The 14,212-nt window shown below is 69.3% G+C and carries 15 protein-coding genes; 3 read left to right on the forward strand and 12 right to left on the reverse strand.

Features of this window, described 5'->3' with window-relative positions; genetic code table 11:
* Positions 1-3 precede the first annotated feature (3 nt).
* Complete coding sequence (locus ACODRX_RS13740) at positions 4-1,581, reverse strand: DUF4178 domain-containing protein (RefSeq protein WP_488872075.1); 1,578 nt, start codon at positions 1,579-1,581, stop codon at positions 4-6.
* Between the two features lie 100 nt (positions 1,582-1,681).
* On the opposite strand from ACODRX_RS13740, the gene ACODRX_RS13745 reads away from it, so the two are divergent.
* The gene (locus tag ACODRX_RS13745; protein WP_488872076.1) at positions 1,682-1,954 is read left to right on the forward strand and encodes a hypothetical protein; all 273 of its coding nucleotides are present in this window, start codon (positions 1,682-1,684) and stop codon (positions 1,952-1,954) included.
* 94 nt (positions 1,955-2,048) lie between these two features.
* Here the strand turns inward: ACODRX_RS13745 and ACODRX_RS13750 are convergent, their stop codons facing one another.
* From ACODRX_RS13750 to ACODRX_RS13795, 10 genes are all read right to left on the reverse strand, one after another.
* Positions 2,049-3,017 (reverse strand): 2-hydroxyacid dehydrogenase, encoded by a 969-nt coding sequence (locus tag ACODRX_RS13750; protein ID WP_488872077.1) that lies wholly within the window; start codon positions 3,015-3,017, stop codon positions 2,049-2,051.
* 13 nt (positions 3,018-3,030) lie between these two features.
* Entirely contained in the window at positions 3,031-3,987 is a 957-nt protein-coding gene (locus ACODRX_RS13755; protein WP_488872078.1) for a sugar kinase, read from the reverse strand.
* Between the two features lie 21 nt (positions 3,988-4,008).
* Positions 4,009-4,791, reverse strand: coding sequence for a sugar phosphate isomerase/epimerase family protein (locus tag ACODRX_RS13760; protein WP_488872079.1), 783 nt, complete (start codon positions 4,789-4,791; stop codon positions 4,009-4,011).
* Between the two features lies 1 nt (position 4,792).
* Positions 4,793-5,551, reverse strand: coding sequence for an amino acid ABC transporter ATP-binding protein (locus ACODRX_RS13765; RefSeq protein ID WP_488872080.1), 759 nt, complete (start codon positions 5,549-5,551; stop codon positions 4,793-4,795).
* A gap of 26 nt (positions 5,552-5,577) precedes the next feature.
* Complete coding sequence (locus ACODRX_RS13770) at positions 5,578-6,372, reverse strand: transporter substrate-binding domain-containing protein (RefSeq protein ID WP_488872081.1); 795 nt, start codon at positions 6,370-6,372, stop codon at positions 5,578-5,580.
* Positions 6,373-6,418: 46 nt separating this feature from the next.
* Positions 6,419-7,072 carry an amino acid ABC transporter permease gene (locus ACODRX_RS13775; protein ID WP_488872082.1) on the reverse strand — a complete coding sequence of 218 codons (654 nt, stop codon included), beginning with the start codon at positions 7,070-7,072 and terminating at the stop codon, positions 6,419-6,421.
* 31 nt (positions 7,073-7,103) lie between these two features.
* Positions 7,104-7,775 carry an amino acid ABC transporter permease gene (locus ACODRX_RS13780; protein ID WP_488872083.1) on the reverse strand — a complete coding sequence of 224 codons (672 nt, stop codon included), beginning with the start codon at positions 7,773-7,775 and terminating at the stop codon, positions 7,104-7,106.
* 112 nt (positions 7,776-7,887) lie between these two features.
* Positions 7,888-8,997, reverse strand: coding sequence for a LacI family DNA-binding transcriptional regulator (locus ACODRX_RS13785; protein ID WP_488872084.1), 1,110 nt, complete (start codon positions 8,995-8,997; stop codon positions 7,888-7,890).
* Positions 8,998-9,210: 213 nt separating this feature from the next.
* Positions 9,211-10,167, reverse strand: coding sequence for a LysR family transcriptional regulator (locus tag ACODRX_RS13790; protein ID WP_488872085.1), 957 nt, complete (start codon positions 10,165-10,167; stop codon positions 9,211-9,213).
* Between the two features lie 124 nt (positions 10,168-10,291).
* The gene (locus ACODRX_RS13795; protein WP_488872086.1) at positions 10,292-11,269 is read right to left on the reverse strand and encodes a bifunctional helix-turn-helix transcriptional regulator/GNAT family N-acetyltransferase; all 978 of its coding nucleotides are present in this window, start codon (positions 11,267-11,269) and stop codon (positions 10,292-10,294) included.
* Between the two features lie 156 nt (positions 11,270-11,425).
* Here ACODRX_RS13795 and ada point away from each other — a divergent pair, with 156 nt between their 5' ends.
* Both ada and ACODRX_RS13805 read left to right on the forward strand, forming a co-directional pair.
* Complete coding sequence (ada, locus tag ACODRX_RS13800; RefSeq protein ID WP_488872087.1) at positions 11,426-12,493, forward strand: bifunctional DNA-binding transcriptional regulator/O6-methylguanine-DNA methyltransferase Ada; 1,068 nt, start codon at positions 11,426-11,428, stop codon at positions 12,491-12,493.
* 60 nt (positions 12,494-12,553) lie between these two features.
* Positions 12,554-13,417: a methylglyoxal synthase gene (locus ACODRX_RS13805; protein WP_488872088.1), complete on the forward strand. Its 864-nt coding sequence runs from the start codon at positions 12,554-12,556 to the stop codon at positions 13,415-13,417.
* A 1-nt stretch (position 13,418) separates the two neighbouring features.
* Here the strand turns inward: ACODRX_RS13805 and ACODRX_RS13810 are convergent, their stop codons facing one another.
* Positions 13,419-14,204 carry an IclR family transcriptional regulator domain-containing protein gene (locus ACODRX_RS13810; protein ID WP_488872089.1) on the reverse strand — a complete coding sequence of 262 codons (786 nt, stop codon included), beginning with the start codon at positions 14,202-14,204 and terminating at the stop codon, positions 13,419-13,421.
* Between the last annotated feature and the right edge of the window lie 8 nt (positions 14,205-14,212).

The following is a 14,212-nucleotide window of genomic DNA, read 5'->3' on the forward strand; positions in this document are numbered from 1 at the left end:
TCTCTACTTGTGGCTACCGCCCGAGCTGTAGCCGCCCCATGATCCGCCCGATGAGCGGTAGCCGCCGCTGCTGCACTTGCTCACGTAGTTCGGGTCGTTGGCATAGGCCAGGCGCTCGGCATTGGCGTCGCAGCCCTTGGGCCACAGCCAGAAGACCAGGATGGCCAGGATCAGCAGGCCTATCCACAGCGGCTTGCTGCCGAGCCGGCCCTTGAGCGCATCGAGCGCCGAACCGTTCCTGAACCGGTCCACCTGCTCCTGCATGCCGAACGCGGCGGCTACCGCCTCGGGCGGCAGCCTGCGGCCCTGCGACCAGGTGACCTCGCGGCCCCGGTCTTCCTCGCGCGAGAGCAGCTGGTCCAGGTTCTGGCCCGCGGCGAAGTCGATATTGTCGGTGCGCTGGCCGCGCTCCACCGGCCAGTAGAACTCGCCCTGTACATAGGTGGTTTCGGCGCGGTAGGCCGATTGCTGCGTGTATTTCTTCTTCTGGTAGGTGGCGCTCGCCCGGCCCGTCTGGTAGTTGGGCGCGCCGGTGATCACCTTCACCAGGCTCCAGCCGTCGCTGGCGCTCACCAGGAACTGGAAGCCCTGGCTCTTGTGGAACAGCAGGTACTCGTCCCAGCTGAAGGATTCGTCGTCGCCCGCCTCCACGCCGGTGCGGCGCTGGAAACCCACCACCTGCCACGAGGCGCCGCCGAACTTGCCGATGCGGCCCAGCGCGATCAGCGGCTGCACCGAGGGGCCCTGCAGCGCCGCGCGCAGCTCGCCGCCTATGCCGGCGCTCACATCGATGAGGCTGCCGCAGCTCGGGCAGGTGAGGCTTTGGGTAGCCTGCAGCTTGATCTCGACGCGCGCCGCGCACTGCGGGCAGTTGAAGTGGCGGCCCTTCTCCTTCTTGGCCGAGGTTTTGTCGAGCCCGGCGATCTTCAGCCCGGCCAGCGCCACCGGCCGGCCGCGGTAGATGGCCGGCGCGGCCGCGCTGTAGTCGATGGACAGCACTTCGCCTTGCTCGCTGCGCAGCTCCACCACAGTGAAGGGCGTGCCCAGCTCGGGCTGGTGCGCCATCTGGCCTTCGGCCGCCACCAGCTGTGCCTGCACCACACTGGCCACGGTGTAGGGCTGGGCGTTGATGGCGATGCCCTGGCCCGGCTGCCAGCGCCCGGCCGGCGGCACGTTGTGCGTGGCCTGCCGGTATTCGCGGCTGAGCACGAATTGCCCGTTGTCCTCGCTCAGCACGGCGATCTCGCCATCGGCCAGCAGCGCCTGCCATTCGTTCCAGATGCCGGTGTCGCCCTTGAACTGCAGGCGCCCCACCAGCGTGAAGCCCTGCGGGCCGCTGCCGCCTTCGGCGGGGATCTGGCCCGTCTGGCCGAGCTTGAGCGGGCTGTAGTTCTCGAAGATCTCGGCCATGCGGCCCAGGCGCTTGAGCACCTCGCCGTCGCGCGCGATGGAGCTGTGGCAGTACGGGCATACCGCGTAGGCCGACTGCGCGCTGGCGAACTCCACCGGCGCGCCGCAGCCGGGGCAGGCGGCTGTGTAGCTGCGCTGCGTCTGCGAAGGCGGCGGGGGCGGCGTGGTCATGGCGGATGGGTGGCGGCGAAGAAAAGCTGCGCCATCATACCGGCGCACCATGCGCGCCAGCGCCTATGATGCTGAGCCATACCCAACAACAGGAGTCGCGATGTACAGCAAGTGGATCGGAGCCCTGGCGGCAGCGCTGGCGCTGGCCGGCTGCGAGGCCGTGGTGCCGGGCGCCATGAACGCGGTGCTGACCGATGAGGCCATCGGGCAGAAGACGGCGCAGTATTTCGGCACCACCGACAACCTGGTGCAGGTCTATGGCTTTCAGCGCGGCAGCGTCAGCACCTCGTATGGCGCTAGCTACAACGGCGCGCGCTACCAGTGCAGCATCCACAGCAATGTGGTGCGTTGCGAGCCGCTGGCGGGCTCTTGAAAAGGTGAGCGGCTAGCGCCCTGCAGTCAACGATTTCAAATGGTTTTATATTGCAATCGTCGGTAAATAAAGCGCTGGCAGCTCTTGTTTTTGATCAGGCCCGGGACAGATCGAACGCGCCCGCCGGCCGCTCGCCGCGCAGCGCGCCGAGCAGGTTGCCTACCGCCATCTCGGCCATGGCGCGGCGCGTCTCGTGCGTGGCCGAGCCGGCATGCGGCAGCGGCGTGACGCGCGGGTGCGTGCGCAGCGGCGAGGCCAGCGGCAGCGGCTCGGGCTCGAAAACGTCGAGCCCGGCGCCGCGCAGCTGGCCGCTGTCCAGCGCGCGCAGCAGCGCCGGCTCGTCGACGATACCGCCGCGCGAGCCGTTGATGAAGAAGGCGCCCGGGCGCATCTGCGCCAGCGTGGCGTCGTTGATCAGGTGCTGGGTTGCGGGCGTCAGCGGCAGCGTGCTGACCACGATGTCGGCGCCGGCCAAGGCTGCCTGCAGCGGCACCTGGCGCGCCAGGCCCCGCAGTTCGGGCAGCTCGACCGGACGGGTGTTGGTGTAGAGCACCTGCATGCCGAAGCCCAGCGCCGCGCGCCGCGCCACGGCCTGGCCGATGCGCCCGAAGCCGAGGATGGCGATGCTCTTGTGGTGTACGTCCCAGCCGAACAGATCTTCGCCGATGTTCTGCGTCCAGCGGCCTTCGCGCACCAGCGCGGCCAGCTCCAGCACGCGGCGGCTGGTGGCCAGCACCAGCGTGAAGATGGTGTCGGCGGTGGTCTCGGTCAGCACGCCGGGCGTGTGGCACAGCGCAATGCCGCGCGCCTTCAGCGCTGCCAGCGGGTAGTTGTCCACACCCACCGAGATGCTGGAGATGAGCTTGAGGCGCGGCGCCTGATCGAGCAGCTCGGCGGTGATGGGGTAGCTTGAGCCGATCAGCGCTTCGGCCGTGGGCAGCGCGGCCAGGAAGGCGGCGTGCTGTTCGCTCTTGCGCGGGTTGGCCACGCTCACGTCGTGCTCGGCGCGCAGCCGGGCGAGCAGGTCTGCGGGCAGTTCGCGGAATACCAGTACCTTCGACATGGGGCGCTCCGGGTCAGTAGCCTGCCGCCTGCAGTTCGGCGCGGGTGGGCAGGCCCTCGGAGTCGCCCAGCACCTGCACCTGGCGGGCGCCGATCCAGCAGGCGCGCCGCACGGCCTCGGGCACGGCCAGGCCGTCGAGCATGCCGCTGATCACACCGACGGCGAAGGCGTCGCCCGCGCCCACGGTGTCGACCACCTTCTCGACCGGGCAGCCCGGCACATGGCCGCAGCCCAGTGTGGCATGGTCGTAGTAGGCGCCCTCGGCGCCGAGCTTGACGACGACCAGGCTCGCGCCCAGGTCGCGGTAGAAGCGCGCGATGGCCTCGGGGCTCTTGTGGCCGGTGAGCAGCTCGCCTTCGGACACGCCCGGCAGCACCCAGTCGGCGCCGGCGGCCAGCGCATTGAGTTCGCGGCGCATGGTGGCCTCGTCCTGCCACAGCGCGGGGCGCAGGTTGGGGTCGAACGAGATGGTGCTGCCGCTGGCGCGGGCGATTTGCAGCGTGCGCCTGGCGGTGGCCAGCGTGGTGGCGGAGATCGCCGGAAACACGCCGGTGGCATGCAGGTGGCGGGCGCGGGTGAGCCAGGGCTCGTCGATGTCGGCGGGCGCCATCAGGCTGGCGGCCGAGCCCTTGCGGTGCGATTCGACGAAGGGGTCGCTGCCGTCATCCACGCGGCTCTTGAACTGCAGGCCGGTGCGCTGCGCGGCATCGAGCACCACATGCTCGCAGTTCACGCCTTCGCGCTGCATCTGGTTGACGAGGTAGCGGCCCATGGAGTCGGCGCCCAGGCGGCTGGCCCAGTGCACGTCGAAGCCCAGGCGCGACAGGCCGGTGGCCACGTTGATGTCGGCGCCGGCGATGCGCTTGGTGAAGGCCTCGGCCAACTCCAGCGGGCCGGGGCGGTCGGCGATCAGGAGCAGCATGGCTTCGCCGAAGACGGCGACATCGAAGGTTTTGGCGGCAGTGGTCATGGTGCGGGGCAAAGAAAGGTGTTAGGCCAGCAGGGCGGTGGCGGCGCGCAGGGCCTGCAGCTCGCGGCGGGTGACGGCTTGCAGGTCGTCACCGATCAGCGGGTATTCGATGGCGCGCGGCACGCCGGCCGGCAGCGCGCGCAGCGTGGCGCGCCAGGGCAGGGCGGACTCGGCCAGCGGCACGGCCACCCATTTGGCGGGCAGGCGCTGCACGCCCTTGGCATGCACGTAGCCCACGCGCGGGGCGAAGAGCTGGGCGGCCTGCAGCGCGCACTCTCCCTGGTAGGCCCAGTTGCCCATGTCGAAGGTCATGGGCAGCGCCAGGCCGGCGGCGTCGGCGCCGGCAAAAAAGCGCTGCAGCGCCTGCAGCGTGCCGGCGCCCACGGTCTGGTCATTCTCGATCAGCAGCGTGATGCCCGTGCCGGCCAGCGCCTGGCGGATGGCCTCAAAACCCCCAGACTGCGCGGCAAAGCCGCCGATCGACATCTTCAGCCAGCGCGCGCCCAGGGCGCGGCTGGCTGCGATGGCATGCCCCAGCGTGGCCTGGGCCAGCGTGCCGTCTGCCGCATACAGCGGCTGGGGGCAGGAATAGACCAGCGCCATGCCGGACTCTTGAGCCCAGGCGGCCAGCTCGGGCAGCTCGCGCGCGGCATCGCGCAGCAGCTCCTCGCGCACCTCCACGCCGTCGGCGCCGGCGGCTTGCGACAGGCGGGCGAACCAGAGCTGGCCGTGGCGCAGCACCTCGGCGGCGCCGAACGAGGTCAGCGAGATCAGGGCCTTGGAGTCGGCTTGGGAGAGAGGCATGTCAGTGATTACTGAGGATCTGGCCCAGGAAGGCCTGGGTCTTGGGGTGCTGCGGGTTGCCGAAGAACTCGCCCGGCGGGCCCTGCTCGATGATCTTGCCGTCGGCCATGAAGATCACGCGGTCGGCCACGCTGCGTGCGAAGCCCATCTCGTGGGTCACGCAGAGCATGGTCATGCCGTCCTCGGCCAGGCCGATCATGGTGTCCAGCACCTCCTTGACCATCTCGGGGTCCAGCGCCGAGGTGGGCTCGTCGAACAGCATGATCTTGGGCGACATGCACAGCGCGCGCGCAATCGCCACGCGCTGCTGCTGGCCGCCCGAGAGCTGGCTCGGGTACTTGTGCGCCTGGTCGGGGATGCGCACGCGGGTGAGGTACTTCATCGCCCGCTCCTCGGCCTCTGCCTTGCCGAGGCCGCGCGAGCGCATCGGCGCCAGCGTGCAGTTCTGCAGGATGCTCAGGTGCGGAAACAGGTTGAACTGCTGGAACACCATGCCCACTTCCTGGCGCACGCTGTCCACGTTGTGGCCGCCGGCGGTGAGGTCGATGCCGTCGACGGTGATCCTGCCCTTTTGCACCGCCTCCAGGCGGTTGATGCAGCGGATCATCGTGGACTTGCCCGAGCCCGAGGGCCCGCAGATCACGATGCGCTCGCCGGCGCGCACCTCCAGGTTGATGTCGGTCAGCACCTGGAAGCTGCCATACCATTTCTCTACGCCCTGCAGGCGGATGATGGGCTCTTGCGCGGTGGTGGTGGTCATGCGGGCTCCAGCGGGAAAAACAGCGATCAGTCCAGTTTCGGCAGGGGGGCGCCCAGCCACTTCTGGTAGAGCTTGCCCAGCTCGCCGTTGGCGGTGTTCCTGGCGATGAAGTCGTTGACGGCCTTGGCCACTTCGTCCTCGCCGGGGCGCAGCGCCACCGCCATGTTCTGCTGCAGCAGCTGGAACTTGGTCTCGAACTGGCCGGCCGGGGCGCGCTTGGCGATCTGCGCGGCCACGGTCACCGAGCAGCCGATCGCGTCCACCTGGCCCGACAGCAGCGCCTGCATGGCCGAGGCGTCGTCGTCGAAGCGGCGGATCTGCGTGCCCTCGGGCGCGGCCTTGGTCACCGCCACGTCCTGGGTCGAGGCGCGGGCCACGCCCACGCGCAGGCCCTTGAGGTCGGCCGCGGTCTTGATGGGGGTCTTGGCCGTGCCGTACAGCACGATGGAGGCGGCCGAGTAGGGCTTGGAGAACAGCACCTGCTTGGCGCGCTCGGGCGTGATGGCCAGCGAGGCGATCAGCATGTCCACCTTGCCGGTGAGCAGGAAGGGGATGCGGTTGGGACCGGTCACGGGCACGATGTCGGCGGCGACGCCCAGGTCCTTGGCGAGCAGCTTGGCCACGTCGGCGTCGTAGCCGTCGGGCTGGTTGCTGCTGTTCAGGATGCCGTAGGGCGGAAAGTCCACCAGCATGCCGATGCTGAGCTTGCCTTTTTTCTTGAGCTCGGCCAGCGTCTGGGCCGAGGCGATGCCGGGCAGCAGGCTGCTGGCGGCCAGGGCGGCCAGCCCGAGGGTGAAGTGGCGGCGTTGGGTGTTCGACATGCGTGTCTCCTATTGGTGGATGGACGGAAAACGAGGCGAGGGAAACTCAGCGGGCCAGGGCCTTGGCATGGCGCTTTTCAAGGCGCCCGGCCCACAGCGACAGCGGCCAGCAGAGAATGAAATAGATGGCGCCGACCACGCTGAACACGATCAGCGGCTGGAAGGTGGCGTTGTTGATGATCTGGCCGGCGCGCGTGATCTCGGTGAAGCCGATGATCGCCGCCAGCGAGGTGCCCTTGATGATCTGCACCAGGTAGCCCACGGTGGGCGGCACCGCGATCTTCAGCGCCTGCGGCAGCACCACCGAGCGCATGCGCCAGTAGTACGACAGCGACAGCGCCTCGGCGGCCTCCCACTGGCCGCGCGGCACGGCCTGGATGCAGCCGCGCCAGATCTCGCCGAGGAAGGCGCCGCTGTTGAGGATGAGCGCGGCGGCGGCGGCGATCCAGGGGTTGATCTCGAAACCCAGGATGGGCGCGCCGAAGAACACCAGGAACAGCTGCAGCAAGAGCGGCGTGCCCTGGAAGAGCTGCGTGAACACGGTGGCGATGCGCGCCAGCGCCGCGTTGCCGCCGGTGCGTGCCAGCGCCACCAGCAGGCCGACGATGGCGCCGCCGGCGAAGGCGATGACGGACAGCGCGAGCGTCCACTTCGCCGCTTCCACGATGAACCACAACTCGGGCCAGCCAAAAGTACGCATGGGGTGTTTCTCCGGAATGCTCTGCGCTAATTCAGCGGCGGTCGGGGTAGTTCAGGCAGAGCTGGTAGACCAGCTTGAACAGCGCATTGAAGGCCAGCGACAGCAGCAGGTAGATCGCGGCGACGACGATGTAGATCTCGAAGCTGCGGAAGGTCTCGGACTGGATGTTGGCGGCCACCGAGGTCAGGTCGTCGGCCGAGATCACCGAGACCACCGCCGAGCTGAGCATCAGCAGGATGAACTGGCTGGTCAGCGCCGGGTAGATGGTCTTGAGCGCGGGCTTGAGGACGATGAAGCGGAAGATCTCCCAGCGCTTGAGGTTCAGCGCCAGCCCGGCCTCGATCTGGCCCTTGGGGATGGCTTCGATGCCGGCGCGGATGATCTCGGTGGCATAAGCGCCCAGGTTCACCACCATGGCCACCAGCGCGGCGGTGTGCGGCGTCCAGCGCAGGCCGATGGCCGGCAGCGCGAAGAAGAAGAAAAACAGCTGCACCAGGAAGGGCGTGTTGCGGATCAGCTCGATATAGGCGTTGATCGCGCAGCGCAGCCAACCGGGCCCCGAGGTCTTGCCCCAGGCGCAGGCGATGGCCACCACCAGCCCCAGCACCGTGGCCGTCAGCGAAAGCTGGATCGTGATCCAGGTGCCGTGCAAGAGCTGGGGCCAGGCCGCCAACACTTGATCAAACTGGAATTGGTAGGTCATGGATGCGACTGAAACCGGTTTCAATGACGCAAAGTGTAAGACTTTGGGTTACCAGGGTGTTACTGGTATTTACCCTAGATTTGGCTGCTGTCGAAAAATGAGTTCAGGAAAATCAAGGTGTTAGCGGCAGCGACGAACCACGGGCGATGAGCCTGCCTGGTAACGCCAGCTTGCGCGCCGGCGCTTGCAGGCCTTGCAGCCGCTCGATCAGGCAGTGGGCGGCGGCCCGGCCCAGCGCGTCGGTGGGCTGGGCGATGGTGGTGAGGCCGGGTCCGATCAGCGCCGCCCAGTCGGTCTCGTCGATGCCGACGAAGCCCAGCTCGCGCCCCAGCGCCAGCCCGGCGTGCTGGGCCGCGGTGGCCACGCGCAGCGTGGCGATGGCATTGCTGGTCAGCACCGCGGGGGCTGCGTCGCGCGCGCGGGCATCGGCCACCAGCCGGGCCAGGCGCTCGGCCAGGCGGGCGATGTCGGCGGGCTCGTTGCCGGGGCTTTCGCAATAGTTGCCGCGCCAGGCTGCGGTGGTGCCCGGGTGTTCGGCCGCACCCTCGGCCGCCCGGGCCGCGGCCTCGAAGCTGGCGCGGCGCTCGGCGCGCGAGCTCACGCCCTCGGTCGGCTCGCTCACCAGCAGCAGCTCGCGAAAACCGTTGGCCGCCAGGTGCGCCAGCGCCAGGTGCACGATGGCGGCGTTGTCCACGCTCACGAAATCGGCGTCCAGTCCGGACTGCAGGCGGTCCACCAGCACAATGGGCTTGCCGTGCTCGGTGGCCGGCTGCCACAGCTGCACATTGGTGTCCACGCGGTTCAGGATCAGGCCATCGAGCTGGTAGGCCTGCACCGCCTGCAAGACCTCGCGCTCGCGCCCCGGCTCGTTGCCCAGGTTGAACAGCACCAGCAGGTAGCCGGCGGCCTGGCAGGCCTTCTCGGCGCCCTGCAGCACGGCCACCGAGAAGGGATTGGTCACATCCGCCACCACCAGGCCTATCAGCCGCGAGCGCCCGTGCTTGAGCGCCTGGGCCATGGGGCTGGGGCTGTAGCGCAGCTCGGCGATGGCGGCGCGCACGCGCTCGGCGATGTCGGGCGTGAGCAGCTCGGTGCGGCCGTTGAGCAAGCGCGACACCGTGGCCTTGGACACCCCGGCATGCGCCGCCACATCGGCGATGGTGGCGCGCGCCGGCACGGTGCGGCGGGGAACGGGGGCGGAAGCGGAAGGCGGCACGGGCAAACCAGGGTGGACAAGGGCGACAGCGTAACCCAAGCGGGCGCCGCGGCGGCGAAATCCGCCTGGCGGGCTCAGTTTTCGCCGCCGCCGAAATCAATATTCAGCTTGTGGATAACTTTGTGGGAAAACCGATCTTTTGCGTCTGCAACACAGGAGCGGCCAGCTATAGAGGAACAATCCACAGCCGCTGCGCCAGATCTGTGTATAAATCGCCAGTCATGGAGCGGAATGTGCGTTTTGTAGGCAGTCGATGAAGGCCTGCGCCACCCGGCTGGGCGCGGGCGACAGGCGCCACAGCGCCACGAACTGGCAGTGGTAATGGAACAGCTCGGGCCGCACCGCCTGCATCTGGCCCTGCAGCACGAAGCTGTGCGCATAGTGGTCGGGCAAAAAGCCCAGGAAGCAGCCCGACAGGATCAGCGTGGCGATCGACTCCTGGTCGAACCCGGTGGCCTGGCGGGCCAGCCGCACCTGGTGGCTCAGCTCCATGTTGGGCGAGTGGTAGCCCAGGCCGGCGAAGGGGTAGTGGCGCAGGGCCTCCCAGTCGAGCCCGGCATGCTCGCCGCCGAACAGCGCATGGCCGGGCGCGCAGTACAGCAGCATGTTCTCGCCGAACAGGTCGCGGTAGACCAGGCTGGCCGAGCTGCGGTGCGCCGGGATGATGCCGACATGGAAGCGCCCGTCCATCAGCCCGCGCTCGATCGCGTTGATCGAGCTCACATGCAGCTGCAGCTTTACATCGGGCGCCTGCAGGTGGAACAACCGCAGCGCCTGGTGGATGCGGGCCTCGGGATTGCCCGCGGTCTTGTCGAAGACCGCGATCTCCAGGTTGCCGCCCATGCGGGCATGGATATCGTCGATGCGGCTGCGAAACAGGTCCACGCCGCCCAGCAGCTGCAAGGTGGCCTCGTACACCTGGTGTCCCTCGGGCGTGAGCGCGAAGCCCGCGCGCCCGCGCCGGCACAGCACCAGGCCCAGGCGGGTCTCCAGATCCTTCATGTGGCGGCTGAGCGTGGAGGTGCCGATGTTCAGCTCCAGCTCGGCCGCCGCCATGCCGCCGCATTCCACCACGCTCTTGAAGACCTGCAGCAGCCGCAGGTCCATGTCGCTGAGCTGGCCCAGCAGCGCGCGGGCGCGCGCGGCACGGTGGGTGGAGGGCGGCGGGGTGGACATGGGCGCCAAGCTTAGCGGGTTTTGTGATTATCGGAATTGATAGCTGCTAGCGCTTGGTATATCTTGTTTTCAATATAAAAGTGTTTTTGATTTGGCTTGTATCAAGCGCTGACAGCTATGAAATTCATTGTTCTGCCGGCCGGCGCCGCAGAAAGCGCTGCTCGGTCACGCGGGCGCCCCACTGCTCGCCTTCGGCCTCGTCGGTGAGCACGAAGCCCGCCGATTCGTACAGGTGGCGCGCCGCATCCAGGCCGCGGAAGGTCCAGAGGTAGGTCGCGTCGAAATGCGCGTCCACGAAGCGCATCGCCTGCGCCAGCAGCGCGCGGCCCATGCCAGTGCCGCGCAGCGATGCATCGACGATGAACCAGCGCAGGTGGGCCAGGCGCTCGGCGCCGTCCTCGTCTGCATCGATGGCCAGCGACGCCAGCGTACGGCCACCCGCCACGCACAGCCACAAGCCCTTGCGCGGGTGCGGCAGCGAGCCGGCGAAGGCCGCCAGCTCGGTGGCCACCTTCTGCTCGAAATACGGGCCGAAGCCCGCATGTTGCGCGTAGAAGCGCGCATGCAGCGCGGCCACGTCGCCAATGCAGCCCGGCACATAGCCCTGGGCGATGGCGGCACCGGGCGGCGGCGTGCCGCGTTGCCCGGCGGGGCCGGCGGGCGCCAGGGCGCCGGCATACAGCGCCAGCGAGCGCAGCAGCGCCTGCTGCTCGGCGGGCACCAGGCGCTGCAGGGCGTCCGAGACCTGGTCGGTGGCGAAGCGGTCGATCTTCTGGCGCAGCGCCTGGCCCGCGGCGCTCAGGTGCAGCGCGCTGGAGCGGGCATCGCCGGGCGCTGGGCGCCGCTCCAGCAGGCCCAGCGCCTGCAGCTTGGCCAGCTGCCGGCTGGTGTTGGATTTGTCCAGCCGCAGGATGCCGGCCAGCTCGCGCGCCAGGATGCCGGGCGCGGCGCCCACCTCCAGGATGGCGTGCACCGCCGAAGGCGCCAGGCCGCTGTCCGCCAGCGTGGTGCGCATGAAGCCCAGCTCGCGCACCAGCTGCCGCGATAGCGCGCGCAGCTCCTGCACCGTCTGGTCGCGGGTTGGGATGGCGGTGGTGTCCATCAGGTGCTCCGGTGGCGGGTTGGTAGTTGCGGTTCGCAACTCCATAATACTTGCGGATCGCAACCAATACCAGGCCCAATTGCAGCGCAAGAACAAGGGTGCTTGCGCTGCAATGTTTTTCTAAGCTGGCACCATTGCCAACTTCAAGGATGCGCCATGAGCACCGATCTTCCTGCCTTCGCCAGCGACGAACAGCGCTGGGCCGCGCTGCGGGCGCGCGACCCGGCGGCCGACGGGCATTTCGTCTATGCCGTCAGCACCACCGGCGTGTATGCCGCGCCCAGCGCCGCCGCGCGCCTGCCCCGGCGCGAGAACGTGGTCTTCTTCGCCAGCGCCGAGCAGGCGCGGGCCGCCGGCTACCGGCCCAGCCGCCGCGCCGCCAGCGATCGCCACGCGGTGGCCGCGCAGCATGCGGCGCTGGTGGCGGCGGCCTGCCGCCAGATCGAGGCCGCCGACGAGCCGCCCAGCCTCGACGCGCTGGCCGGGCAGGCCGGCATGAGCCCGTTCCACTTCCACCGCGTGTTCAAGGCCGAGACCGGGCTCACACCCAAGGCCTATGCCTCGGCCCAGCGCGCGCAGCGGCTGCGCGCGGCGCTGGCCGGCGAGGCCGCCACCGTCACCGATGCCATCTACGACGCCGGCTTCAACTCCAGCAGCCGCTTCTATGCCACCTCGCACGAGCGGCTGGGCATGGCGGCCAGCGCCTGGCGCCAGGGCGGGCGGGGCGCGCGCATCCGCTTCGCCGTGGGGCAGAGCCAGCTTGGCGCCATCCTGGTGGCGCAAAGCGCGCGCGGCATCTGCGCGATCCTCCTGGGCGACGACCCCGAGGCGCTGCTGCGCGAGCTGCAGGACCAGTTCCCGCAGGCCGAGCTGGTGGGCGCCGATGCCGCCTTCGAGCAGCTGGTGGCCCAGGTGGTAGGCTTTGTCGAGCAGCCGGCGCTGGGGCTGGCGCTGCCGCTCGACGTGCGCGGCACCGCCTTTCAGGAGCGGGTATGGCAGGCGCTGCGCGAGATCCCGGCCGGCAGCACCGTCAGCTATGCCGAGATCGCCGAGCGCATCGGCCAGCCCCGCGCGGTGCGCGCCGTGGCCCAGGCCTGCGGCGCCAACCGGCTGGCCGTGGCCATCCCCTGCCACCGCGTGGTGCGCCGCGACGGCGACATCTCGGGCTACCGCTGGGGCGTGGAGCGCAAACAGCAGCTGCTGCAGCGGGAGCGGGCGGCCTGAGCTGAGGCAGAATCCGCCGTGGACCCTTGTCCTCCCCCGCCTCTGATCCGAAAGACCGCCATGCTTCTGGGACTTGCCGCCAACCGCCTGCACCACCAAACCGAGGACGGCGCGCTGTTCGCGCTGCTGCGCGCCTGCGAGCACGGCATGCGCGAGCTGCAGCTGGGCCTGCACGTGGTGGGCCGCACGTATGACGCCATCGCCGCCGCGCGGATGCTGCAGGGCTATGCCGGCCTGGTGCGCTATCCCTATGGCCGCGACGGCGGGCTGATGAAGCTGGTGGCCGAGGTGGTGGGCATGGGCGAGGGGCGCACGCTCGACGGTGCGATCTACCTGATCGACCCGGTGGACCCGTCGTCCATCTTTCCCGAGGCGCTGGCGCTCAAGCGCCAGTGCGTGATCCATGGCAAGCCCTTTCTCTCCACCGTGGCCAGCGCGCGCGACTGGATCGAGATGGAGCGCATCCATGCCGGCATGCCGCGCGACCGCGGCGCCGATGGCCTGCACGACTACGAAAACCAGACGCTGGCGCTGATCGCCCACGACGCGATGAAACCCACGATGCTGGAGTTTGCCGGCCGCAATTTCGAGCTGCTGTCGCGCTTCAAAAGGCGCGTGGGCACCGGCACCACCGGCGGCAAGCTCAACGAGCTGGCCTGGAGCCGGGGCTGGCCCGCGGGCCAGCCCTGGGTGGAGCGCTACCACAGCGGCCCGCTGGGCGGCGACGCGCAGATCGCCGACCTGGTGCTCGAAGGCCGCTGCCACCGCGCCATCTTCTTCGAGGACCCGCACGTGGCGCGCCAGCACGAGGCCGACATCCAGCTGCTGGAGCGCGCGGTGACCACCGTCACCCTGGGCGTGGTCTGCACCACCTCGCCGGGCGTGGCCCAGCGCTGGTGCGATGCGGCGCTGAAGCGCGCCTGATCTAAGCCTGCACCCGTAGAAATCCCGGCGCCAGCCCGGCGAGCTGCATCGAGGCGCTGCGCAGCGCGGGCAGCACGTCCTGCACCGCCTGCTCGCGGCTGAAGTCCGAGCGCAGCAGGTTGGCGCTGATGGCGGCAACCACCCGGTTGTTTTCGTCGTAGATGGGCACGGCCAGCCCGGCCACATGCGGGTCGAACTCGCCCTCGACCCAGGCGAAGCCGTCGTTGCGGATGCGTTCGAGCGCGCCGAGCAGGCCCTGCTCGGTGGCCAGCGTGGCCGCGGTCAGCGGCTTGAGCTCGTGCGCGGCGAGGTAGCGCGCCAGCACCTCGGGCTCGCTGTAGGCCAGCAGCACCCGCCCCGGCGCGGTGGCATAGGCCGGCAGCCGGCTGCCCATGCCCAGCCGCAGCGACATGATCTTGGTGGACGGGATGCGCAGCACGAACACCGCCTCGCTGCCGTCGAACACCGCCAGCGCGCAGGACTCCTGCAGCTGCGCGCACAGGTTCTCCAGCACCCGTTGCGCATGGCCCCAGAACGGCAGCGAGGTGAGGTAGGTCGTGCCCAGGTTCAGCACCTTCGGCGTCAGGTGAAAGCTCTTGTCCGGCGCCAGCAGGGCATAGCCCAGCTCGCACAGCGTGAGCAGGATGCGCCGCACCACGGTGCGTGGCAGACCCGAGGCGGCGGCCACGCTGGCCACGGTGTGGGGGCCGCTTTTGCCCAGCGCCTCGATGACGGACAGGCCGCGCGCGAATGAGCGCACGAAGCTTTCGTTTTCCGGATTGGTCATGGTCTTCT

The organism is Comamonas sp. FG99 (genome assembly GCF_057808605.1).